At 74.8% G+C, this 21781-nt stretch carries 19 protein-coding genes; 12 read left to right on the top strand and 7 right to left on the bottom strand.

The window, feature by feature from the left end:
* Nucleotides 1-58 precede the first annotated feature (58 nt).
* Both NLX85_RS20125 and NLX85_RS20120 read left to right on the top strand, forming a co-directional pair.
* Nucleotides 59-1102 (top strand): zinc-dependent alcohol dehydrogenase family protein, encoded by a 1044-nt coding sequence (locus tag NLX85_RS20125; RefSeq protein WP_254337342.1) that lies wholly within the window; start codon nt 59-61, stop codon nt 1100-1102.
* 71 nt (nt 1103-1173) lie between these two features.
* Nucleotides 1174-2100, top strand: coding sequence for a diacylglycerol kinase (locus NLX85_RS20120; protein WP_254337341.1), 927 nt, complete (start codon nt 1174-1176; stop codon nt 2098-2100).
* Here NLX85_RS20120 and NLX85_RS20115 read toward each other — a convergent pair.
* Together NLX85_RS20115 and NLX85_RS20110 are read right to left on the bottom strand one after the other, a co-directional pair.
* Complete coding sequence (locus NLX85_RS20115; RefSeq protein ID WP_254337339.1) at nt 2063-3028, bottom strand: DMT family transporter; 966 nt, start codon at nt 3026-3028, stop codon at nt 2063-2065. The two genes, NLX85_RS20120 and NLX85_RS20115, sit on opposite strands and share 38 nt — an antisense overlap.
* An 88-nt stretch (nt 3029-3116) precedes the next feature.
* Nucleotides 3117-3881, bottom strand: coding sequence for an HAD family hydrolase (locus NLX85_RS20110; RefSeq protein WP_374628113.1), 765 nt, complete (start codon nt 3879-3881; stop codon nt 3117-3119).
* An 86-nt stretch (nt 3882-3967) separates the two neighbouring features.
* Here NLX85_RS20110 and NLX85_RS20105 point away from each other — a divergent pair, with 86 nt between their 5' ends.
* Together NLX85_RS20105 and NLX85_RS20100 are read left to right on the top strand one after the other, a co-directional pair.
* Nucleotides 3968-6769: an RNA helicase gene (locus tag NLX85_RS20105; RefSeq protein WP_254337334.1), complete on the top strand. Its 2802-nt coding sequence runs from the start codon at nt 3968-3970 to the stop codon at nt 6767-6769.
* 167 nt (nt 6770-6936) lie between these two features.
* Complete coding sequence (locus NLX85_RS20100) at nt 6937-7821, top strand: MHYT domain-containing protein (RefSeq protein ID WP_254337332.1); 885 nt, start codon at nt 6937-6939, stop codon at nt 7819-7821.
* A 13-nt stretch (nt 7822-7834) separates the two neighbouring features.
* Here NLX85_RS20100 and NLX85_RS20095 read toward each other — a convergent pair whose 3' ends face one another.
* Complete coding sequence (locus NLX85_RS20095) at nt 7835-8779, bottom strand: 5'-3' exonuclease (RefSeq protein ID WP_254337514.1); 945 nt, start codon at nt 8777-8779, stop codon at nt 7835-7837.
* 68 nt (nt 8780-8847) lie between these two features.
* Here NLX85_RS20095 and NLX85_RS20090 point away from each other — a divergent pair, with 68 nt between their 5' ends.
* From NLX85_RS20090 to NLX85_RS20080, 3 genes are read left to right on the top strand one after another with little or no spacing between them, the layout of a single operon-like run.
* The gene (locus tag NLX85_RS20090; RefSeq protein ID WP_254337329.1) at nt 8848-9309 is read left to right on the top strand and encodes a MarR family transcriptional regulator; all 462 of its coding nucleotides are present in this window, start codon (nt 8848-8850) and stop codon (nt 9307-9309) included.
* 17 nt (nt 9310-9326) lie between these two features.
* A complete protein-coding gene (locus tag NLX85_RS20085; protein ID WP_254337327.1) occupies nt 9327-10184 on the top strand; it encodes a haloalkane dehalogenase in 858 nt (285 codons plus the stop codon).
* A 60-nt stretch (nt 10185-10244) separates the two neighbouring features.
* On the top strand, nt 10245-11318 hold the full coding sequence (locus NLX85_RS20080; RefSeq protein WP_254337325.1) for a DUF4037 domain-containing protein: 1074 nt from the start codon (nt 10245-10247) through the stop codon (nt 11316-11318).
* 44 nt (nt 11319-11362) lie between these two features.
* Here the strand turns inward: NLX85_RS20080 and NLX85_RS20075 are convergent, their stop codons facing one another.
* Nucleotides 11363-12208: an MBL fold metallo-hydrolase gene (locus NLX85_RS20075; protein WP_254337323.1), complete on the bottom strand. Its 846-nt coding sequence runs from the start codon at nt 12206-12208 to the stop codon at nt 11363-11365.
* A 54-nt stretch (nt 12209-12262) separates the two neighbouring features.
* Here NLX85_RS20075 and NLX85_RS20070 point away from each other — a divergent pair, with 54 nt between their 5' ends.
* Complete coding sequence (locus NLX85_RS20070; RefSeq protein ID WP_254337322.1) at nt 12263-12634, top strand: helix-turn-helix domain-containing protein; 372 nt, start codon at nt 12263-12265, stop codon at nt 12632-12634.
* A gap of 6 nt (nt 12635-12640) precedes the next feature.
* Here NLX85_RS20070 and NLX85_RS20065 read toward each other — a convergent pair whose 3' ends face one another.
* Nucleotides 12641-13903 (bottom strand): MFS transporter, encoded by a 1263-nt coding sequence (locus tag NLX85_RS20065; protein WP_254337320.1) that lies wholly within the window; start codon nt 13901-13903, stop codon nt 12641-12643.
* An 83-nt stretch (nt 13904-13986) separates the two neighbouring features.
* Between NLX85_RS20065 and NLX85_RS20060 the strand changes: the two genes are divergently transcribed.
* Nucleotides 13987-14877: a winged helix-turn-helix transcriptional regulator gene (locus NLX85_RS20060; RefSeq protein ID WP_254337318.1), complete on the top strand. Its 891-nt coding sequence runs from the start codon at nt 13987-13989 to the stop codon at nt 14875-14877.
* Here the strand turns inward: NLX85_RS20060 and NLX85_RS20055 are convergent.
* Entirely contained in the window at nt 14874-15605 is a 732-nt protein-coding gene (locus NLX85_RS20055; protein ID WP_254337316.1) for a TetR/AcrR family transcriptional regulator, read from the bottom strand. The genes NLX85_RS20060 and NLX85_RS20055 overlap by 4 nt on opposite strands.
* 103 nt (nt 15606-15708) lie before the next feature.
* Here NLX85_RS20055 and NLX85_RS20050 point away from each other — a divergent pair, with 103 nt between their 5' ends.
* Nucleotides 15709-16692 carry an NAD(P)-dependent alcohol dehydrogenase gene (locus NLX85_RS20050; RefSeq protein WP_254337314.1) on the top strand — a complete coding sequence of 328 codons (984 nt, stop codon included), beginning with the start codon at nt 15709-15711 and terminating at the stop codon, nt 16690-16692.
* 25 nt (nt 16693-16717) lie between these two features.
* Here NLX85_RS20050 and NLX85_RS20045 read toward each other — a convergent pair whose 3' ends face one another.
* Nucleotides 16718-17287, bottom strand: a complete 570-nt coding sequence (locus NLX85_RS20045) for a GNAT family N-acetyltransferase (protein WP_254337312.1) — start codon at nt 17285-17287, stop codon at nt 16718-16720.
* Nucleotides 17288-17538: 251 nt separating this feature from the next.
* On the opposite strand from NLX85_RS20045, the gene NLX85_RS20040 reads away from it, so the two are divergent.
* Together NLX85_RS20040 and NLX85_RS20035 are read left to right on the top strand one after the other, a co-directional pair.
* The gene (locus NLX85_RS20040) at nt 17539-18873 is read left to right on the top strand and encodes a PHB depolymerase family esterase (protein ID WP_254337310.1); all 1335 of its coding nucleotides are present in this window, start codon (nt 17539-17541) and stop codon (nt 18871-18873) included.
* 217 nt (nt 18874-19090) lie between these two features.
* Nucleotides 19091-21676 carry a discoidin domain-containing protein gene (locus NLX85_RS20035; RefSeq protein WP_254337308.1) on the top strand — a complete coding sequence of 862 codons (2586 nt, stop codon included), beginning with the start codon at nt 19091-19093 and terminating at the stop codon, nt 21674-21676.
* Nucleotides 21677-21781 lie beyond the last annotated feature (105 nt).

The following is a 21781-nucleotide window of genomic DNA, read 5'->3' as shown; positions in this document are numbered from 1 at the left end:
CGCCCCGCCGCCGGCCGCACCGGCCCGGCGCCCGCCCCGCTCACCGGGAGGACCCGCAATGCGCGCCACCGTGATCCACGGCCCGAACGACATCCGGGTCGAGGAGGTGCCGGACGCCGCCGTCCGCAACCCCACCGACGCCGTCGTCCGCGTCGTGCTGGCCTGCATCTGCGGCAGCGACCTGTGGGCGTACCGCGGGGTGGCGCAGCGACAGCCGGGGCAGCGCATCGGGCACGAGTTCCTCGGCGTGGTCGAGGCGGTCGGCGCCGAGGTCGGCTCGGTGCGGGTCGGCGACCTGGTGGTGGCGCCGTTCGTCTGGTCCGACGGGACCTGCGACTTCTGCCGCGAAGGGCTGCACACCTCCTGCCCGCACGGCGGCTTCTGGGGGTCCGTCGGCTCCGACGGCGGTCAGGGCGAGGCCGTCCGGGTGCCGTACGCCGACGGCACCCTGGTGCAGCTGCCCGCCGAGGCGGCCGGCGACGAGCGGCTGCTCACCGCCCTGCTGGCCCTCTCCGACGTGCTGGCCACCGGCCACCACGCCGCCCTGGCCGCCCGGGTCCGCCCCGGGGCCACCGTCGCCGTGGTCGGTGACGGCGCGGTCGGGCTCTGCGGGGTGCTCGCCGCGAAGCGGCTCGGTGCGGAGCAGATCATCGCGCTGGGCCGGCACACCGCCCGCACCGACATCGCCCGCGCGTTCGGGGCCACCGACGTGGTCGCCGAGCGCGGCGAGGCGGCGATCGCCGCGGTGCGGGAGCTGACCAAGGGGCAGGGCGCGCACGCCGTGCTGGAGGCGGTCGGCACCGAGGACTCCATGCGGACGGCGATCTCCATCGCCCGCGACGGCGGGGCGGTCGGCTACGTCGGGGTCCCGCACGGCGGCAGCGCCGGGGTGGACATCGGCCAGATGTTCGACCGCAACGTGGCCCTCGCGGGCGGCGTCGCGCCGGCCCGGGCGTACATCCCGGAGCTGCTGGCCGACGTGCTGGCCGGCACCATCGACCCGTCCCCGGTCTTCGACCGGTCGGTGACCCTCGACGGGGTGCCCGAGGGCTACCGGGCGATGGACGAGCGGACCGCGCTGAAGGTGCGCATCACCTTCTGAGCCGACGCGCCGCGGCCGGCCCCGGCACGCGACGTGTCACCCCTGGTGAACGGCCTGGCTCGTGCCGTACGGTGCTCGCCGTGACCGCGCACGATCTTGTCCCGCCCGGCCCCGTGGCCGTCCTCGCCAACCCGACCGCCGGCCGGGGACGCCACCGTGGCCTGCTTCCCCGGCTGCTGGAGCGGCTGGGTGGCGCCGGCCGGCCGGTCGAGCTGCTGCGGGCGCGTACCCCGGAGGAGGCGGAGGCGGCGTGCCACGCCGCGGTGGCCGGCGGCGCCGGGGCCCTGGTCGCCGTGGGCGGGGACGGCACGGTGCACCGGGCGTTGCAGGCGGTCGCGGGCACCTCGGTGCCGTTCGGTCCGGTCCCCGCCGGCACCGGCAACGACTTCGCCGTGGACACCGGCTTCCCGGCCGACCCGCTCGCCGCCGTCGACGTGATCGCCGACGCGGTGCGCGCCGGCCGGACCCACCCGGTCGACCTGGCCCGGATGACCACCCCCGCGGGCGGCGACCGCTGGTACGGCGCCGTGCTGGCCGCCGGCTTCGACGCGATCGTCAACGAGCGGGCCAACCGGATGCGCTGGCCGCGCGGCCCGCGCCGCTACGACCTGGCCATCCTCGTCGAGTTGGCCCGGCTGCGGCCGCGCCGCTACCGGCTGCGCCTGGACGGGGTGGAGCAGGAGGTCGACGCGGTGCTGGTCGCGGTCGGCAACGCGGCCAGCTACGGCGGCGGCATGCGGATCTGCCCGGACGCCGACCCGCACGACGGCCTGCTGGACGTGGTGGTGGGCGGCCGCTTCGACCGGCGGACCCTGATGCGGGTCAAGCCCCGCATCTACCAGGGCACCCACGTCACGCACCCGCTGGTGCGCAGCTACCGGGCCCGCACCGTCGAGCTGGACGCCGAGGGCATCACCACGTACGTCGACGGGGAGCGGGCGTTCGACCTCCCGGTGCGGGTCAGCGCGGTGCCGGCGGCGGTGCGGCTGCTGCGCTGACCAGCGCGGCGCCCTCGGCGCCCGGCCCGGCGGGCGGCGGCGCGGCGGCCGGCGCGCCGGCCCGCACCGCGCCGATGCTGGCGGCGATCACCAGGCCGATGGCGAGCACCTCCACGGGGTGCAGCGCCTGCCCGAGCACGAGCCACCCGGCCAGCGCGGCGATCGCCGGCCCGAGGCTCATGAGCACGGCGAAGGTCGCCGTGGGCAGCCGCCGCAGCGCCAGCAGCTCCAGGGTGTACGGCAGCACCGAGGCGAGCAGGGCCAGCCCGGTGCCGAGCCCCAGCACCGCCGGGTGCCACAGCCGGCCGCCGGAGCCGACCAGCCCGATCGGCAGGGTGACCAGCGCGGCCACCGCGAGCGCCAGGGCCAGCCCGTCGGCCCGGGGGAACCGCCCGCCGACCCGGGCGGAGCAGACGATGTACGCGGCCCAGAGCGCGCCCGCGGCCAGCGCCAGCGCGGCGCCGACCGGGTCCAGCCGGTCGAACCCGCCCTGGCCGAGCAGGGCCACCCCGGCCAGCGCCAGGCCGGCCCAGCACCAGGCCGCCAGGCGCCGGGCGGTGACCACGGACAGCGCCAGCGGCCCGAGCACCTCCAGGGTCACCGCCGGCCCCAGCGGGATCCGTTCGATCGCCTGGTAGAAGATCGAGTTCATGCCGGCCAGCGCCAGCCCGAAGGCGACCACGGCCGCCCAATCGCCCCGGCCGTGCCCGCGTAGCCGGGGGCGGCACACGGCCAGCATGAGCAGCGCGCCGATGGTCAGCCGCAGGGTGACCGCCCCGGCCACCCCGGTACGCGGGAACAGCAGCGCGGCCACCGCCGAGCCGAACTGCACCGACAGCGCCCCGCCGAGCACCAGCCCGACCGCGCCCGCCCGGCCGCCGGAGAGTCGTCCGGGTACCCGGGGACGAAAGGAGCGGTCGGACGTCATGCCGTTACGCTAGCGCCGCTGGTCAGCCCCGCCGCCGGCGGGCCGCCGGCCGCCCGGGTCGCGCGCTGCCGCAGACCGGTCGGCGCGGTCAGTTCCGCAGGGCGAGATCGAGGACGGCGCCCAGCCCGTTCGGCCGGCCCGGGTCGGCGCAGGGCAGCACCAGCACGCCGCAGCCGGCCCGCACCGCGCCCGCGTCGGCGGGGGTGTCGCCGACCATGAGCGTCCGCTCCGGGTCGACGCCGAGCATCCCGCACGCCCGCAGGAAGATCCCCGGGTCCGGCTTGCAGCGCCCCACCTCGTACGACAGGGCCCAGGCGTCGACAAGCCCGTCCAACTTCCAGGCGGCGAACAGCGGCCGGAGGTCGAAGCCGATGTTGCTGACCACCGCCACCTTCACCCCGGCCTCCCGCAGGGCGCCCAGCACCGGCTCGGTGTCCGGGTACGGCACCCAGCCGTCGGGAATCAGCAACCGCTCGTAGAGCGCGTCGGCGAACCCCTCGATGCCGGCGTCCACGGTCTCGGCCAGCCCCGTGTACGCGCCCCGGTGGGCGTGCGGGTAGAGGTCCCGGTCGGCCCAGAGCTCGGCCAGCCGGGGCGGCACGCGGGCCGGCAGCGGCCCGCCCGCCCGGCCAGCGGTGAGCAGCCGGTCGGCCAGCGCGGTGGCGCGCACCCGGTCCAACTCGACCCCGCAGGCCGCCGCGGCGGCGAGCACCCACTCGCGGGGCTCCTCCACCTGGGCGAGGGTGCCGTGGAAGTCGAAGAGCACCGCCTCCACGGGGCGACGGGACGGGCTCGGGCGGACGGCGTCGTCGGCGCCGCTCGAGACTCGGGGCGGTTCGGCATGGTCCGGCACGTCGTGCACCCTACCGACCCGGTCCGACCCACCTGCCGGACGGCCTTGGCCGGTGGCCGTCGGCCCCACCGATTAATCTTGGGGACATGTCGAGCCCCGCCGAGCGGTACGCCGCGGCGCGCCGCCGGGCCGCGCAGGCCTCCGCCTTCCCGGCCCTGGACGAATTCGCCCGCGATCTGGGGTTCGACCTCGACGACTTCCAGCGAGAGGCGTGCGAGGCCCTGGAACGGGGCAGCGGCGTGCTGGTGTGCGCTCCCACCGGCGCCGGCAAGACGGTGGTGGGCGAATTCGCCGTACACCTGGCGCTGCGCGGCACTCCCGGGAAGCCGGCGGCGGCCGACGGCGGCGGGGGGCCGACCACCCGGCGCAAGTGCTTCTACACCACGCCGATCAAGGCGCTGTCCAACCAGAAGTACCACGACCTGGTCGACCGCTACGGCGCCGAGCAGGTCGGCCTGCTCACCGGCGACAACGCGATCAACGGCGACGCGCCCGTGGTGGTGATGACCACCGAGGTGCTGCGCAACATGCTCTACGCCGGCTCGGCCACCCTCGAGGGCCTGGCCTACGTGGTGATGGACGAGGTGCACTACCTCGCCGACCGGTTCCGCGGCGGCGTCTGGGAAGAGGTGATCATCCACCTCCCCGCCTCGGTCACCCTGGTCTCGCTGTCCGCCACCGTCTCCAACGCCGAGGAGTTCGCCGACTGGCTGGTCACCGTGCGCGGCGAGACCGCCGTGGTGGTCAGCGAGCACCGCCCGGTGCCGCTCTGGCAGCACATGCTGGTCGGCAAGCGGATGTTCGACCTGTTCCACGACGCCGACGCGGCCCGCAAGCACGACGTCCACCCGGAGCTGCTGCGCTACACCCGGGACACCGTGCGCCGGCTTGAACTGGGGGAGGGGCGCAGCGCCGGCCCCGGCGCGGGCCGGCGGGGACCCCGCTGGCGGGGCCCCCTGCGCCCCGACATCGTCGAGCGGCTGGACCGGGAGAACCTGCTGCCGGCGATCCTGTTCATCTTCAGCCGGGCCGGCTGCCAGGCGGCCGTCCAGCAGTGCCTGGCCGCCGGGCTGCGACTCACCTCGCCCGAGGAACGCACCGAGATCCGGCACGTCGTCGAGTCGCGGATCACGGCCATCCCGGGCGAGGACCTGACCGTGCTGGGCTACTGGGAGTGGCTCGACGGGTTGGAGCGCGGGCTCGCCGCCCACCACGCCGGCATGCTGCCCGCGTTCAAGGAGGTCGTCGAGGAGCTGTTCGTCCGCGGCCTGGTGAAGGCCGTCTTCGCCACCGAGACCCTCGCCCTGGGCATCAACATGCCGGCCCGCTGCGTGGTGCTGGAGCGCCTGGTCAAGTTCAACGGTGAGGCGCACGTCGACCTCACCCCGGGCGAGTACACGCAGCTCACCGGGCGGGCCGGCCGGCGCGGCATCGACGTCGAGGGGCACGCCGTGGTGGTCTGGTCGCCGGAGACCGACCCCCGGCACGTCGCCGGTCTCGCCTCGACCCGCACCTACCCGCTGCGGTCCAGCTTCCGGCCCTCCTACAACATGGCCGTCAACCTGGTCGGCACCGTCGGCGCGGAGCCGGCCCGGGCGCTGCTGGAGTCCTCGTTCGCGCAGTTCCAGGCGGACCGGTCGGTGGTCGGCCTGGCCCGGCAGGTGCAGCGCAACACCGAGACCATCGAGGCGTACGGCGCCGAGGCGGCCTGCCACCACGGCGACTTCGACGAATACTTCGCCCTGCGGGTGGCCATCGCCGACCGGGAGCGCGCCATCGCCCGGCAGGGGCAGACCCAGCGCAAGGCGGCGGCGGTCGCCTCGCTGGAGCGGCTGCGGGTGGGCGACGTGATCCGGGTGCCCTCGGGCCGGCGGGCCGGCCTCGCGGTGGTGCTCGACCCGGCCACCGGCGGTTTCGGCGAGCCCCGCCCGCTGGTGCTCACCCAGGACCGGTGGGCCGGGCGGGTCAGCCCCGGAGACTTCACCACCCCGGCCGAGGTGCTCGCCCGGATCCGGGTGCCGAAGCACTTCAACCACCGTTCGCCGGCGGCCCGCCGGGACCTGGCCGCCGAGGTCAGCGGCACGGGGCTGGACCGGCACGGCGGCCGCCGGGGTGGGCGCTCGCGGCAGGCGGTCGGCGAGGACCACCGGCTCAGCCAGCTCCGCACCGAGCTGCGCGGGCATCCCTGCCACGCCTGCCCCGAACGGGAGGAGCACGCCCGCTGGGCCGAGCGGCGCCGCCGCCTGGAACGCGACACCGAGGAGCTGCGCCAGCGGGTGGCCGGCCGGACCGGTTCGCTGGCCCGCACCTTCGACCGGATCGTCGCGCTGCTGACCGCGCGCGGCTACCTCACCGCGGAGGGCGAGGTGACCGACGCCGGCCGGATGCTCGGCCGGATCTGGACCGAGGCCGACCTGCTGGTCGCCGAGTGCCTGCGCCGCAAGGTGTGGGACGGGCTCTCCCCGGCCGAGCTGGCCGCCGCCGTCTCGGTGGTGGTGTTCGAGGCCCGCCGGGACGTCGACGAGCGGGCCGGTCTGCCCCGCGGCCCGGTCGCGGAGGCGGTCGACGAGACGCTGAAGCTCTGGGGCGACATCGAGGCCGACGAGGCGTCGCGCGGCCTGGCGGTGACCCGCGAGCCGGACCTCGGCTTCGCCTGGCCGATCTACCGCTGGGCGCGGGGCGAGGCCCTCGCGAAGGTGCTGGCCAGCGGGCACCAGATCGACGGCGAGATGCCGGCCGGCGACTTCGTCCGCTGGGCCCGGCAGGTGGTCGACCTGCTCGGCCAGCTCGCCGATTCCGGCGGCGCGTCCACCGAGCTGCGCTCGATCGCCCGGCAGGCGATCGCGGCGGTCAACCGGGGCGTCCTGGCCTACCACGCCACCGCCTGACCATCGTTTTCGGTCACCGCGGGCCGGAAATCGACGCATCGCTCTGTCACTGTGAAACCACCCCCCGGAACGTGCGGGGGGTGGTGACATGCCTGGTCAGCGGCTCCCCCATGATTGCCGGGGCGCAAACGTTACGCGCCGGTAGCTCAGCAGGGGGGAAGGCCGTCGTGGCAGAGATCAATCACTTCGAGTACGGGTGGATCACTCCCGCGCTCAGTTACGCGCTGTCCGTGCTCGGCTCGGCGCTCGGGCTGGTCTGCGCCGGGCGGATCCGGACCGCGACCGGCGCCGGCCAGCGGGCCTGGTGGGGTCTCCTGGCGGCCTGGGCCCTGGGCGGTACGGCGATCTGGGCGATGCACTTCATGGCGATGCTCGGCTTCGCCGTCGTGGGCACCCGGATCCGGTACGACGTGCCGCTGACCGCCGCCAGCACGGTGATCGCGGTGGCCGCGGTCGGCCTCGGCCTGGCCATCGTGGGCACCGGCCGGCTCTCGGCGGTCCGGCTGATCGCCGGCGGGCTGTTCACCGGCGCCGGGGTGGCCGCCATGCACTACACCGGGATGGCCGCCATGCGCCTGGACGGCACCCTCGGCTACGACCGGGCGCGGGTGGCGCTCTCCGTGGGCATCGCCGTGGTGGCGGCGACCGTGGCGCTCTGGCTGTCGATGACCGTCCGCCGGGGGCTCGCCATCGCGGCCTCGGCCCTGGTCATGGGCGTCGCCGTCAACGGCATGCACTTCACCGGGATGAGCGCCCTGTCGGTGCACCTGCACGAGTCGCGCGGCGACCTGTCCGGGACCGAGGTGAGCGGCCTGCTGGTGCCGATCATCCTGGCCGTGGTCTTCGGCGTGGTCGGGCTGGTGTACGCGCTGCTCGCCGCCCCCACCGACGACGACCGGGCCGGCGCCGCGTATCTGGACGCGCGGCGGGAGGCGGTGCCGCAGACCGTCGCGGCGGAGCCCGAGCCGGACCCGGTGGGCCTGCGTGGTCGGTCCACCCTGGGCCGGCCCGGCACGCCGTTCCCGTCCCGTCGGGACACCGGCCGCCGCTGACCGTTTTCGGTCGTCAGGACCGGGGCATCGCGAGGGCGTCCACCAGGCGCCGGCACGAGCCGGCCAGGTTCCACCGTTGCGCCAGCTCCAGCAGCCGGTCCGGGTCCGCTGGGGCCGTGGGCAACGCGGTGGCCAGCTCCGGCAGCGGCACGTCGGTGGCGACCCGGACCACCTTCGGCGCGACGGCCAGGTAGTCGCGGGCGGCGTTCAGTTTGGTGCGCAGCCCGGGGGCGAAGCCGGAGCCCGGGTCGTCCAGCGCGGCGAGGATGCCGGGCAGGCCGTCGTAGCGCTCGATGAGGCGGGCGGCGGTCTTCTCGCCCACCCCGGGCACGCCCGGCAGGCCGTCGCTCGGGTCGCCGCGCAGCGCCGCGAAGTCGGCGTAGCGGTCGGCGGGCACGCCGTAGCGGGCCCGGACCGCGGCGTCGTCGCAGTCGTCGAGCTTGGCCACGCCGCGGCCCACGTAGAGCAGGCGCACCTGGCGGGCGTCGTCGACGAGCTGGAACAGGTCGCGGTCGCCGGTGACCACCTCGGCCGGGCCGGGCTGGGTCACCGAGAGGGTGCCGAGCACGTCGTCGGCCTCGTAGCCGGTGGCGCCGACCGCCGGGATGCCGAGCGCGTCGAGCACCTCCAGGATCATCGGCACCTGCGGGGAGAGGGTGTCCGGCACCACCTCGCCGCCTTCCGGCGCCACCCGGTGCGCCTTGTACGACGGCAGCAGCTCCACCCGCCACGCCGGTCGCCAGTCGTGGTCGAGCGCGCAGACCATCCGGTCCGGCCGCCGGGTGCGGACGAGCTGGGCCAGCATGTCGAGGAAGCCGCGGACGGCGTTGACCGGCTGGCCGTCGTCCGTCTTCGCCGCCGATTCGGGAATGCCGAAGTAGGCGCGGAAGTAGAGGCTCGGGGAGTCGATCAGCAGGATCGGGGGTCGGTGTGCCACGCGGACAGCCTGGCACAGCATACCGACCAGGTGGGGGACCCGGGCAAAAATACTAGCCATGTATACCATCTCCATGTACTGTTTCTCCCGTGACTGGAACATCGACCGGCCCCAGCCCCGGCCACCTGGTGTGGCGGCTCGCGATGCGCTGGCGGGTGGCGGTCGACCGGGCGCTCGCCCCGCTCGACCTCACCCACGCGCAATACGTGCTGCTCTCCTCGCTGCACGGCATGCGCCGGGCCGGCCTGCACCCGAGCCAGCGCGAACTGGCCGACCAGACCGGCCTGGAACCGCTCTACGTGTCGAAGCTGGCCCGGTCCCTGGAGACCGACGGGCTGGTGCGGCGCGAGCGCGACCCGGCCGACACGCGCGCGGTCCGGCTGACCCTGACCGAGCGGGGGCAGGAGGTGGTCCGCCCCGCGATCGACACCGTCCAGGCGCTGCTCGACCGGCTGCTCGCCCCGCTCGGCGGCCGGGACGACCCGCGTACGGCCGGACTCGTCCGCGACCTGAGCGCGCTGCTGGACACCCCGCTCGACCCACCCGACTGACCAAGGAGCGCCGGGACATGCCCGAGACACGCGTACTGGACTCGACCATCCACCACGAGGAGAGCGGCGCCGGACCGGCGTTCGTGTTCCTGCACGGCAACCCCGGTTCGTCGCACACCTGGCGCAGGGTGCTCCCGGGGATCGGCGCGGGCCGGCTGCTCGCGCCCGACCTCATCGGCATGGGCCGCTCCGGCAAGCCCGACCTGCCGTACCTCTTCGCCGACCACGCCCGCTACCTGGACGCCTGGTTCGACGCCCTCGACCTGACCGACGTGGTGCTGGTCGGCCACGACTGGGGCGGCGCGCTCGCCTTCGACTGGGCGGCCCGGCACCCCGAGCGGGTGCGCGGCGTGGCGTTCCTGGAGACCATGGTCAAGCCGATGGCGTGGGGCGACCTCTCGCCGCAGGCCCGGGCCCGCTTCGAGGCGATCCGCACGCCGGGCGTGGGGGAGCAGCTCGTGCTCGACCAGGACCTGCTCGTCCGGCAGGCGTACACCGGCGGGGTGCTCCAACCGGTCGGTGAGGAGGACCTGAAGACCTACCTTGCGCCGTACCCGACCCGGGAGAGCCGGCGGCCGCTGCTGGCCTGGGCCCGCCAGATGCCGCTCGGCGGCGAGCCGGCCGAGCTGGTCGCCCGGATCGAGGCGTACGACCGGTGGCTGGCCGCCAGCGACCGGGTGCCGAAGCTCCTGCTGACCTTCGAGGGCTCACCGACCCTGCTGATCACCCCGGAGCTGACCGACTGGTGCGCGCGGAACATGGCGGCCCTGGAGACGGTCGCCTGCGGGCCGGCCGGGCACCACGCCCCGGAGGACCGCCCCACCGAGATCGCCGCCGCGATCTCCGCCTGGGCGGACCGCCACCACCTCCGCTGACCGGCGGCGTCGGCCGGAAACCGGGCCGCGCGATCGGCGTGCGGTGCGCAGACTGGCGGGGTGACGTTCGTACCCGGCCTGACCCTGGCGCACCGGTTCCACGACGAGGTGGTCGCCCCGCTGCTGGCCCGCCGGCTGCCCCGCCTGCGCTACGCCGCGGGGCTGCTCGACGGCGGCTCGGAGCTGCTCGGCCTGGACACGCCCCGGTCGACCGACCACGACTGGGGGCCGCGCACCCAGCTCTTCGTCGCCGACGCGGCCGAGGTGGCGCCGGTGCGGGCCGTCCTCGACGCGGAGCTGCCGACCGAGTTCCTCGGCTGGCCGACCCGGTTCACCGGCGGTCCGACGGTCCGGCTCGGCGTGGCCCGCGCCGACGGCGAGCGGCACGGGGTGAGCGTCGACGAGCTGGGCGCGTGGCTTCGGGACCGGCTGGGCGGTGACCCTCAGGCCGGGATGACGACGGCGGACTGGCTGGCGGCACCCACCCAGCGGCTCGCCGAGCTGACCGGCGGGGCGGTGTTCCACGACGGGCTGGACGGGGCGCTCACCGCCGTGCGGGCACGCCTGGCCTGGTACCCGGACGACGTCTGGCGGCACGTGCTGGCGGCCGGGTGGCAGCGGGTCGGCCAGGTCGAGCACCTGGCCGGCCGCTGCGCCGAGGTCGGCGACGAGCTGGGCAGCCGGGTGGTGACCGCCACGCTGGCCCGCGACCTGATGCGCCTGGGCCTGCTGCTGCACCGCCGCTGGCCCCCGTACGCCAAGTGGCTCGGCACGGTCTTCGCCGCGCTGCCGGTCACGGCGCCCGTGGTGGACGGGCTGACCACGGCCCTCGGCCCCGACGACTGGTCCCGGCGGCAGGCCGGGCTGGTCCGGGCGCTGGAGACGGTGGCGGCCTGGACCAACGACACCGGCCTGGCCGAGCCGGTCGACCCGGCCGCCCGGCCGTTCCACGACCGGCCGTTCCTGGTCCTGCGTGCCGAGCGGTTCACCACCGCGCTGCGCGCCGCGATCACCGACCCGGTGCTGCGGGCCCGGCCACCGGTCGGCGCCGTGGACCAGTACCTCGACAACGTCGACGTGCTCACCCGCCCGGCCCGGGCCCGGCGGGTCGCCGCGGCCGTCCTGCCGGACTGAACGCCGGCGACGGACCCGCGCCGGGGTCCGCCGCCGGCCGGGCGTCAGGCGACGCTCGCCGGGGCCTCCCGCCGGTGCCGCGCGAACTCCCACGGGTCGTGCGCCGAGACGACATCGACCTGGTCCGGCTGCTCGGCGAGGAGGGCCCGGAGCCGGTCCACGTTGCGCAGCCGCAGCGGACGGTCCGTCTCGACGGACGCCTGGAGGGCGTCGAACGCCGGCGGGGTCGGCGGCAGCCCCGGCTGGACCTCGCCCCGGTAGAAGTAGGCGTCGCCGGCGTGGACCAGCCACGCCGAGCCGCCGCCGGTGGGGCGTCGTACCGCCACGGCGACGTGCCCCGGGGTGTGCCCGGCCAGCGGCACCAGCAGGATGTCCGGCGGCAGGCCGGCCAGCTGCTGCACCCCGTCGAATCCCCGCCAGCGCTCGCCGGCGTCGCCGGAGTAGGTGACCCAGTTCGGGTCGTGCGCCCAGTGCGTCGGCAGGTAGCGGTCGTGGCCGGCGACCGTGGCGGCGCGGTGCTCGGCCTCGTGCAGGTGCACCCGCGCGTGCGGGAAGTCGGCCAGCCCACCGGTGTGATCCCGGTGCAGGTGGGTCACCACGACGTGGCGTACGTCGGCCGGCGCGTACCCGAGCCGCCGGAGCTGGCGGACGGCGGTCTCCTCCGGGTCGAGGACGGGCTGGGCCCAGGCGAGGAAGTCCGCCCCGAGCCGCCGCTCCGGGTCCCGGACGTCGAGCGTGCCGTAGCCGGTCTCGACGAGCACCAGACCGGCGGAGTCGGTCTCCACGAGCAGGCAGTGGCAGACTGCGGGCAACGGCCGGAGCGTGCCGTCCGGATCGGACGGTGGGGCGACCTCCCGCATGGAGCCGCAGTTGAGATGGTGGATGCGCATGGTTCTCCCTGAGCTGGCGACGAAGGGCCGTGCCGAACGCTAGGAGGCGGTCTCGTGACTCACCAAACGGTTGGCCACGACGCGGTGGACCTGCGAAGGCTCTGCTCCGGCCCGGACGCCCGCCCCGATCCGTCCTGCCCGGTGGAGGTCACCCTGGCCGCGCTGCGCGGTCGCTGGACCGCGCTGGTGATCGGCGCGGTCGCCCGGGGTCCGCACTCGTTCAGCGAGCTCGCGCAGGCGCTGCCGACGCTGTCGGACAAGGTGCTGACCGATCGCCTGGTCCAGCTGACCGCGGCCGGTGTGGTCGCCCGACACCGGACCGCGTCCTGGCCGCCCCGGGTGACCTACACGCTCACCGAGCGGGGGCGGGCGCTGCTGCCGGTGCTGCGGGCCATGTGGGACTGGGGCGCGGCGGAGGCCGGGTAGCGGGGGTCACCGCGCGGCGACGGTCTCCGGGACGGCCGGCTCGTCGACCGACAGGTCGGTCAGGTCGCGCAGGCGGCGTACCGGGGACAGCAGGAGGGCCAGGGGAGCCAGCACGGTGGCCGCGGCGAAGCAGAACAGGGTGACCCGGGCGCCGGCCAGCCCGGCGAGCGCCCCGGCGAGCAGCCCGCCGACCGGGATGGCGCCCCAGGAGACGAAGCGGACCGTGGCCATCACCCGGGAGAGCAGGTCGGGCGGGCTCGCGGTCTGCCGGTAGGTGCGGGTGGTCACGCTGAGGACCACCACGCCGCCGGCGAAGACCACGTTGCCGGCCGCGAACGCGAGGTACGCCGGCCAGCCGGCGCCCAGCGGCACCAGGAACGCGCCGCCGACCGCCACCACGCAGGCGACCAGCAGCGACCGGGCGGTGCCCCACCGCCCGGTGATCCACGGGGTCAGCGCCGCGCCGACCAGCGAGCCGACCCCCTCGACCGCGAGCAGCACGCCGACCAGCGCGGCCGGGGCGTGCAGCTCCCGGACCAGGTAGAGCGGGTAGACGGCGAGCTGCGCCCCGCAGACGAAGTTCACCGCGGTGGCCGTCCACATGGTCGGTCCCATCACCGGGTGGCGGGTGACGTACCGCCAGCCCTCGCCGATCATGGCGCGGACCGGGGGCCAGCGGTCCGGGGCGTCGACCCGGCGGGCGGGCAGCGACCCGAGCAGCGCGGCGGAGACCAGGTAGCTGGCCGCGTCGACCAGCACGGCCGGCACGGCGCCGAGGGCCTGCACCGCCAGGCCGCCCAGGGACGGGCCGGTGAGCTGGGTGGCGGCGTGGGTGGCCGAGGTGAGGCTGTTGCGGGCGTGCAGCTGGTCGCGGCCGACGATGGCCGGCAGGAAGGTGGCGTTGGCGACGTCGAACAGCACGTTGGCGAAGCTGACCACCAGCGCCACGACGACGAGCTGGGCCACGGTGAGCCGGCCCCACCACCAGGCGAGCGGCACGGAGGCCACCGCGACGGCCCGGGCCAGGTCGGCGCCGACCTGCGCGCCGCGCAGCGGCAGCCGCTGGACGATCACGCCGGCGGGCAGCCCGATCACCAGCCAGGCGACGTAGCTCGCGGCGGCCACCAGGCCCATCTCGAACGCGGACGCGTCCAGCACGGTCAGCGCGGTGAGCGGCAACGCGACGGCACCGACCGCCGACCCCACCGAGCTGGTGGTGCCGGCGGCCCACCAGCGCCAGAACACCCCGGCCCCCTGCTCGACGGACATGCCGCCAACCCCCGATCCGAGCCAGTGAGTTCCAATCTGAAACGGACTATAGTCGAGGCTCCGGGTCGAGCGGGAGGTGGGATGTGAGACGGGCGGATCTCGGCGACGCCGACTGCGGCATCGCACAGGCGCTCGGCGTGCTGGGGGACTGGTGGACGGTGCTGATCGTGCGCGAGGTCGCCGGCGGCACCACGCGCTTCGACGGGTTGCAGCGCGAGCTGGGCGTGAGCCGGCGGGCGCTCACCGAGCGGCTGGGCGCGCTGGTCGCGCACGGCGTGCTGCGCCGCGAGCCCTACTCGGCGCACCCGCCGCGCCACGACTACCTGCTCACCGGCAAGGGGGAGGCCCTGCTGCCGGTGCTGGTCGCCCTCCAGGACTGGGGCACCCGGCACGTGATGGGCGACGGCGGGCTGACCGCCACGGCCGACGCGGACTCCGCCGAGGCACGCCGGGTGCACCGGCTCCTCGGCCGTCGCGTACCCCCGATGAGCCTGGCCCGGCACGACGGCGGCACGGAGCCGCCGGCGGCGCCCGGGCGGTGGACGGTGCTCTACCTCTTCCCGGGCGCGTTCGCGCCGGGCGCCCCGGCCCTCCCGCCGAGTTGGGGGGAGATCCCGGGCGCCGTCGGGTGCACGCTCGAATCGCGCACCTACGCCGACCGGCACCCGCTGTTCCACGCGGCCGGGGCCGAGGTACGGGGTGTGAGCACCCAGCGTCCGGACCAGCTCGCCGCCTTCGCCGCGCACGCCCGGTTGCCGTACCCGCTGCTCTCCGACGAGGACGGTCGCCTCGCCGCCGGCCTGCTGCTGCCCACCTTCCGGGCCGGCGGCGTGACCCGGTTCAAACGGCTCACCCTGCTGCTGGACCCGGAGGCGGTGGTGCGGGCCGTGCAGTTCCCGGTCACCGACCCGGCCGGCTCGGTCGACGAGATGCTCGCCGAGGTGCGCCGCCGCACCGCGGCCGCGGTGGTCTAGGCGTCCCGCCGCTCAGCGGGCCGGCGGGACGAGGTCCAGCCCTGTCGTTGCAGACGTTCGATGCCGTCCAGCAGCAGGTCCAGGGCGAACTCGAACTCGAAGCGGTCGTCACAGCCCTGCCCGACGACCGAATGGTCGTCGTGGGACGCCGCCGTGGCGATCTCCGCGAGGTGCGGGAACCGGGCCGCGACCTCCGGCGGGAAGCCCGCCGGCGGGTCCGGGTTGGTCGTGCCGGACCGGCCGGCGCTCCGGGAGGCGTCGAACAGTTCCTGGCTGAAGCCCAGGATCCGGCTGCCCATCGCGTGCATCACGTGGTGCGCGAGGTCGGCGGAGAGCCCGCCGGCCCGGAACGTCGCGACCATCGAGTCGAGGTAGGCCAGGATGGCCGGTGTCGCCATGTTCCGCGACTCGATGGCGAGCGGCGCCCAGGGGTGGCGCCGCAGCACCTCCCGCGCCGAGAGGACGCGCCGGCGGATCGCCGGTTTCCAGTCCGCGTCGGGCACCGGCGGGTCGATCTCGCCGACGACCACGTCGATCATGCCGTCGAGCAGTTCGTCCTTGTTGGCCACGTGCTTGTAGAGGGCCATCGGCACGACGCCCAGATCCTGGGCGAGGTTGCGCATGCTGAGCGACTCGATCCCGGCCAGGTCGGCGAGCGCGATGGCGGCACGCAGGATCCGGTCCCTGCTCAGCGGCGTCCGGCGCAGCGTCTCAGCCTGCTCAGCCATCTCGATCCTCGTCTTCCGGCGGCGGTGAAAACCATAACGCCCTTGACGGGTGTACGCCGTACACCTACCGTAGGTGTACGGCGTACACCAGAGGGAGGACACGATGAAGGCGATCGTCCAGGACCGGTACGGCCCGCCGGACACGCTCACGCTCGCGGAGGTGGACACGCCGGTGCCCGCCCCCGACGAGGTGCTCGTGCGGGTGGAGGCCGCCGCGCTCAACGCGTACGACTGGCACGCCATGCGCGGCGACCCGCGGCTGGCACGGTTGGCGATGGGCCGGTCGAGGCCCCGGGCGCGGATCCGTGGCCGGGATTTCGCCGGGCGGGTCGAGGCCGTCGGCGCCCACGTGCGACAGGTGCGTCCGGGCGACGCCGTCTTCGGCGACCTCGGGGAGGCCAACGGCGCGTTCGCCGAGTACGTGTGCGTGCCGCAGGACCTGGTCGCCGCGAAGCCGGCAAACCTGACGCCGCAGCAGGCGGCCGCGCTGCCCCTGGCCGGCATCACGGCGCTCCTGGGCCTGCGCGACGCCGGGCAGGTGCGGCCCGGTCACCGGGTGCTCGTCAACGGCGCCTCCGGCGGTGTCGGCACCCTGGCGGTCCAGTTGGCCAAAGTGCTCGGCGCGACCGTGACCGGCGTGTGCAGCACCCGCAACGTGGACCTGGTCCGCTCCCTCGGCGCCGACCACGTCGTCGACTACACCCGCGAGGACTTCACCCGCGACGCCGGCCGTCACGACGTCGTGTTCGACCTGGTCGGCAACCGCTCGCTCACCGCGCTCCGGCGGGCGCTGACCCCGACCGGGACGTTGGTCCTCTCCGGCGGCGGCGTCTACCGCGGCGGCAGCCTCGTCGGGCCGGTCTGGCTCATCGCGCGCGGCCGGCTCCTGGCGCCCTTGGTCCGGCAGCGCATCGTCACGCTGGCGACGGCACCCGGCCGGCAGCACCTCGACACGCTCCGCGCCCATGCCGAGGCCGGCCGTCTCACCCCGGTCATCGACCGGACGTACCCGCTCCACGAGGTGCCCCGGGCCATCCGGTACCTCGAAGGTGAACACGCGCGGGCGAAGGTCGTCATCACCGTCTGACCTGCCCGCCCCGGACGCCCGTGCGCTACTCCGGCGCGCCGGCCGCCGGCCGGGCGGCACGCCACTCGGTGGCCAGCAGTGACCAGACCTCGATGTCGAGCCGCTCGCCGAGGAAGGGGAACGCGGCGCGCAGCACGCCGTCCCGGGTCATGCCCAGCCGCCGTGCCACCGCCTGGCTGCGCGCGTTGTGCGGGACGGTCCGCCATTCCACCCGGGCCAGGCCGCGCTCGCCGAGCGCCCAGTCGATCATCCGCTGCGCGGCCCGGGTCACCAGGCCGTGCCCCTCGGCCTCCGGCGCGAGCCAGACCCCGATCTCGCACACCCCGGCCGTCGGGTCGAAGGTGCGGAACAGGGTGCCGCCCACCAGCTTCCCGTCCAGCCGGATGCCGTGGATCGAGCCGGCGTCGCGGGCCTGGGCGTCGGCGTAGCGCTGGAGGAAGGCGCGGGCCGTGTCGGTGTCGGTGACGGTGTGCGCCCACGGGAGCCAGGGCGCGAGGTGGGTGCGGGCGCGCGCGACGAAGTCGGCGAACTCCGCCGCCTGCCACGGGGCGAGCGGGTGCAGGGCGGCGCGGTCGGTGAGGGGAAGGGAGAACATGTGCGCTCCATTGTGCGTACCGAACGTTTGTTATGTACTTTAGCGGGTGTGCCCGGGGTCGGTGCACCGAGCGTTTCCGGAACTTGTTGTCGGCCCCGCAGCCGGGACCTAGACTCGCCTTCGGACCGCATTGATTCGCGGTCGTCTATCTCGTCTCCGAGGGTCCGGGCCGCCGTCGTAGGCGCCTCGCCGGCGAGCACGCCGCGGGCGCGCCTGCCCTGCGCGGCGTCCCCACCACCTGAGGAGATGCCATGCTGCCCAGAAGGAGAAGACTCCGGCTGCTCGGCGCCGCCGTGGTCGCCGCCGGGCTGGCCGCCCTGGCGGCGGTCACCGCCCCCGGCCCCGCCGCCGCGGCCGCGCTGACCGAGGTGACGAACTTCGGCGCCAACCCGAGCAACCTGCGGATGTACCTGTACGTCCCGGACGCCGTCGCGGCGCGGCCCGGGCTGCTCGTGGTCAACCACTACTGCACCGGCTCCGGGCCGGCCATGTACTCCGGCACCCAGTTCGCCGCGCTGGCCGACCGGTACGGCTACCTCGTCGTCTACCCGTCGGTGACCCGGAGCAGCCAGTGCTTCGACGTCTCCTCGCCGCAGGCGCTGCGCCGCGACGGCGGCAGCGATCCGGTGGGCATCAAGTCGATGGTCGACCACGTGCGGCAGCGCTACCCCGTCGACCCGAACCGGATCTTCGCGACCGGCGTCTCCTCCGGCGCCATGATGACAAACGTGCTGCTCGGGCTCTACCCCGACGTGTTCAGCGCGGGTGCCGCGTTCGCCGGCGTGCCCTTCGGGTGCTTCGCCACCACCAACGGGTCGGAGTGGAACAGCGAGTGCGCCAACGGCCAGGTCGTGAAGACCCCGCAGCAGTGGGGTGACCTGGTCCGCAACGCGTACCCGGGATACAGCGGGCGGCGGCCCCGGATGCAGCTCTGGCACGGGACCAACGACGAGACGCTGCGCTACCCGAACTTCACCGAAGAGATCAAGCAGTGGACCAACGTGAACGGGTTGGGCCAGACGCCGGCGTACACCGACAGCCCGCAGTCCGGCTACACCCGGACCCGGTACGGCGGCACCGGCGGCACCGCGACCGTCGAGGCGATCAGCATGCAGGGCGTCTCGCACAACCTGCCGGTCGACGCGGCCCAGGCGGTGCGGTTCTTCGGCCTGGACACCAGCACGCCGCCCACGACCCCGCCGCCGACCAGCACCCCGCCCACCACGCCGCCACCCACGACCCCGCCGCCCAGCACGCCGCCGCCGTCGGGCGGGTGTCGCGTGGCGTACGCGGTGAACGCCTGGAACACCGGGCTGACCGCGTCCGTCACGATCACCAACACCGCCGCCGCGGCGGTCAACGGCTGGAGCCTCGCCTTCACCCTGCCCGCCGGGCAGACCGTCACCAACGGCTGGAACGCCACGTACGCGCCGACCAGCGGGGCGGTGACCGCCCGAAACGTCTCCTACAACGGGACCATCGCGCCGAACGGCTCGGTGGACATCGGCTTCCAGGCCACCCACACCGGCAACACCGGCAAGCCGACCTCCTTCACCCTCAACGGCACCGCCTGCGCGGTCGCCTGACGCCGAGCGGCGGCCGCCGGGACCGACCCGGTGGCCGCCGTCGCGCTTAGTTCCGGACTTTTCACAAGACGCGAAAAAAGCCTCCCGCAAGGGTTCGAAGAATTGACATGCGCCACTTCCCGGAGGAAGGGTCCAGCGGAACGGCCGGGTGACCGCAACACGCCGGAAACCCGTTCGTCGTCCCAGTTTCCCACCACCCCCGCCCCCGGAGACGCCCATGTCACCCGTCCCGCCGCACCTCAGCCCACCCCGCCCGCCACTGCGCCGGCTGCTCGCCGTGCTGGCCACGCTGCTCGCCACGGTGGCGCTGGTGGCCCCGCCGTCCCCGGCCCGGGCGGGCGACCCGCTGATCTCACAGGGCCGGCCCACCACCGCCTCCTCGGCGGAGAACGCCGGCACCCCGGCCGGCAACGCCACCGACGGCGACACCGGCACCCGCTGGTCCAGCGCGTTCGCCGATCCCCAGTGGATCCAGGTCGACCTCGGCGCCACGGCCACCGTCTCCCGGGTCACCCTGGTGTGGGAGGCCGCGTACGCGCGGTCGTACCAGGTGCAGACCTCGACGGACGGCACCACCTGGACCACCGTCTTCAGCACTGCGGCCGGGGACGGGGGCACCGACGACCTCACGGTCAGCGGCACCGGCCGCTACGTGCGGATGACCGGCACCGCCCGGGCCACCGCGTACGGCTACTCGCTGTGGGAGTTCCAGGTCTACGGCAGCACCGGCGGCGGCACCGGCTGCGACACCGCGACCAACGCGGCACAGGGCCGGCCCGCCACCGCCTCGTCCACCGAGAACGCCGGCACCCCCGCCGGGGCGGCCGTGGACGGCAGCACGGCCACCCGCTGGGCCAGCGCCGCCAGCGATCCGCAGTGGCTCCAGGTCGACCTCGGCAGCGTCCGCACCATCTGCCGGGTCGTGCTGAGCTGGGAGGCCGCCTACGGGCGCGCGTACCAGATCCAGACCTCGACCGACGGCGCCGCCTGGACCAGCGTGTACGCCACCACCACCGGCGACGGCGGGACCGACACCCTCACCGTCAGCGGCTCCGGCCGCTACCTTCGGATGTACGGCACCGCCCGGGCCACCGGCTGGGGTTACTCGCTCTGGGAGCTCACCGTGAACACCACCGGCGGCGGCACCATCCCGGGCGGCGGGTCGCTCGGGCCGAACGTGCTCACCTTCGACCCGTCGATGTCCAGCGCCAGCATCCAGAGCCAGCTCGACGCGGTCTTCCGCACCCAGGAGTCGAACCAGTTCGGCACCCAGCGGTACGCCCTCATGTTCAAGCCGGGCGACTACTCCGGCATCAACGCGCAGATCGGCTTCTACACCTCGATCATGGGCCTGGGCCGGAACCCCGGCGACGTGCGGATCCACGGCGACGTCACGGTCGACGCCGGCTGGTTCAACGGCAACGCCACCCAGAACTTCTGGCGCTCGGCATCCAACATGCAGGTCTTCCCCTCGGCCGGGTTCACCCGGTGGGCCGTGTCGCAGGCCGCGCCGTTCCGCCGGATGGACATCCAGGGCGACCTCAACCTGGCCCCCAACGGCTACGGCTGGGCCAGCGGCGGCTACATCGCGGACAGCCGGGTCACCGGCGTGGTCCAGCCGTACTCGCAGCAGCAGTGGTACACCCGGGACAGCAACGTCGGCGGCTACCTCAACGCCGTGTGGAACGTGACCAACTCGGGTGTCGTCGGGGCCCCGGCCACCAGCTTCCCCAACCCGGCGTACACCACCCTGGCGCAGACCCCGGTCAGCCGGGACATCCCGTACCTCTACCTCGATGGCAGTGGCACCTACCAGGTCTTCGTCCCGTCCACCCGGACCAACGCCAGCGGCGCGTCCTGGCTCGGCGGCGCGACGCCCGGCACGTCCGTGCCGCTGAGCCAGTTCTACGTCGCCAAGCCGGGCGACTCCGCGGCCACCATCAACGCGGCCCTGGCGCAGGGCCTCAACCTGCTGTTCACCCCCGGGATCTACCCGGTGAGCCAGACCATCACGGTCAACCGCCCGGGCACCGTGGTGCTCGGCGTCGGCTACCCGACGCTGATCCCGCAGAACGGGGTCACCCCCATGACCGTCGCCGACGTCGACGGCGTCCGGCTGGCCGGGCTGCTCTTCGACGCCGGCCCGACCAACTCGCCGGTGCTGCTCCAGGTCGGCACGGCCGGCTCGACCGCGAGCCACGCCGCCAACCCGACCTCCATCCAGGACGTCTTCTTCCGCATCGGCGGCGCCGGCGCGGGCAAGGCCACCACGAGCCTGGTGGTCAACCAGAACGACGCCCTGATCGACCACATCTGGGCGTGGCGCGGCGACCACGGCACGGGCATCGGCTGGACCGTGAACACCGCGGACACCGGCCTGATCGTCAACGGGAACAACGTCACCGGGCTCGGCCTGTTCGTCGAGCACTACCAGAAACACGAGGTGATCTGGAACGGCAACAACGGGCGCATCATCTTCTTCCAGAACGAGCTGCCGTACGACCCACCGAGCGCCTCGGCCTGGATGAACGGCTCGCGGGTCGGCTACGCCGCCGTCAAGGTCGCCGACGCGGTCACCACGTTCGAGGGCTGGGGGATGGGCAGCTACTGCTACTTCAACGTCGATCCGACCATCGCCGCGTACCACGGCTTCGAGGCGCCCATCAGGTCCGGCGTGAAGTTCCACAGCCTGCTCACCGTCTCGCTGGGCGGCAACGGGTCGATCACCCACGTCATCAACGACACCGGAGGCACGGCGCAGGGCACGAACACCGTGCCGGTGAACGTGGTCAGCTACCCGTGACCGGACCGGGGGCGGCGGGGGAACCCGCCGCCCCCGGCTCCCGCGCATGACCGCGGCGCCGGCGGGTACGCGACCCCGAACGGGGAAACCACCGGTGACGGAGGT

Origin of the sequence: Micromonospora sp. A3M-1-15 (genome assembly GCF_024213425.1) — a bacterium.
Lineage (GTDB): Bacteria > Actinomycetota > Actinomycetes > Mycobacteriales > Micromonosporaceae > Micromonospora > Micromonospora chersina.
This window is presented reverse-complemented; position numbering and strand designations above follow the sequence as displayed.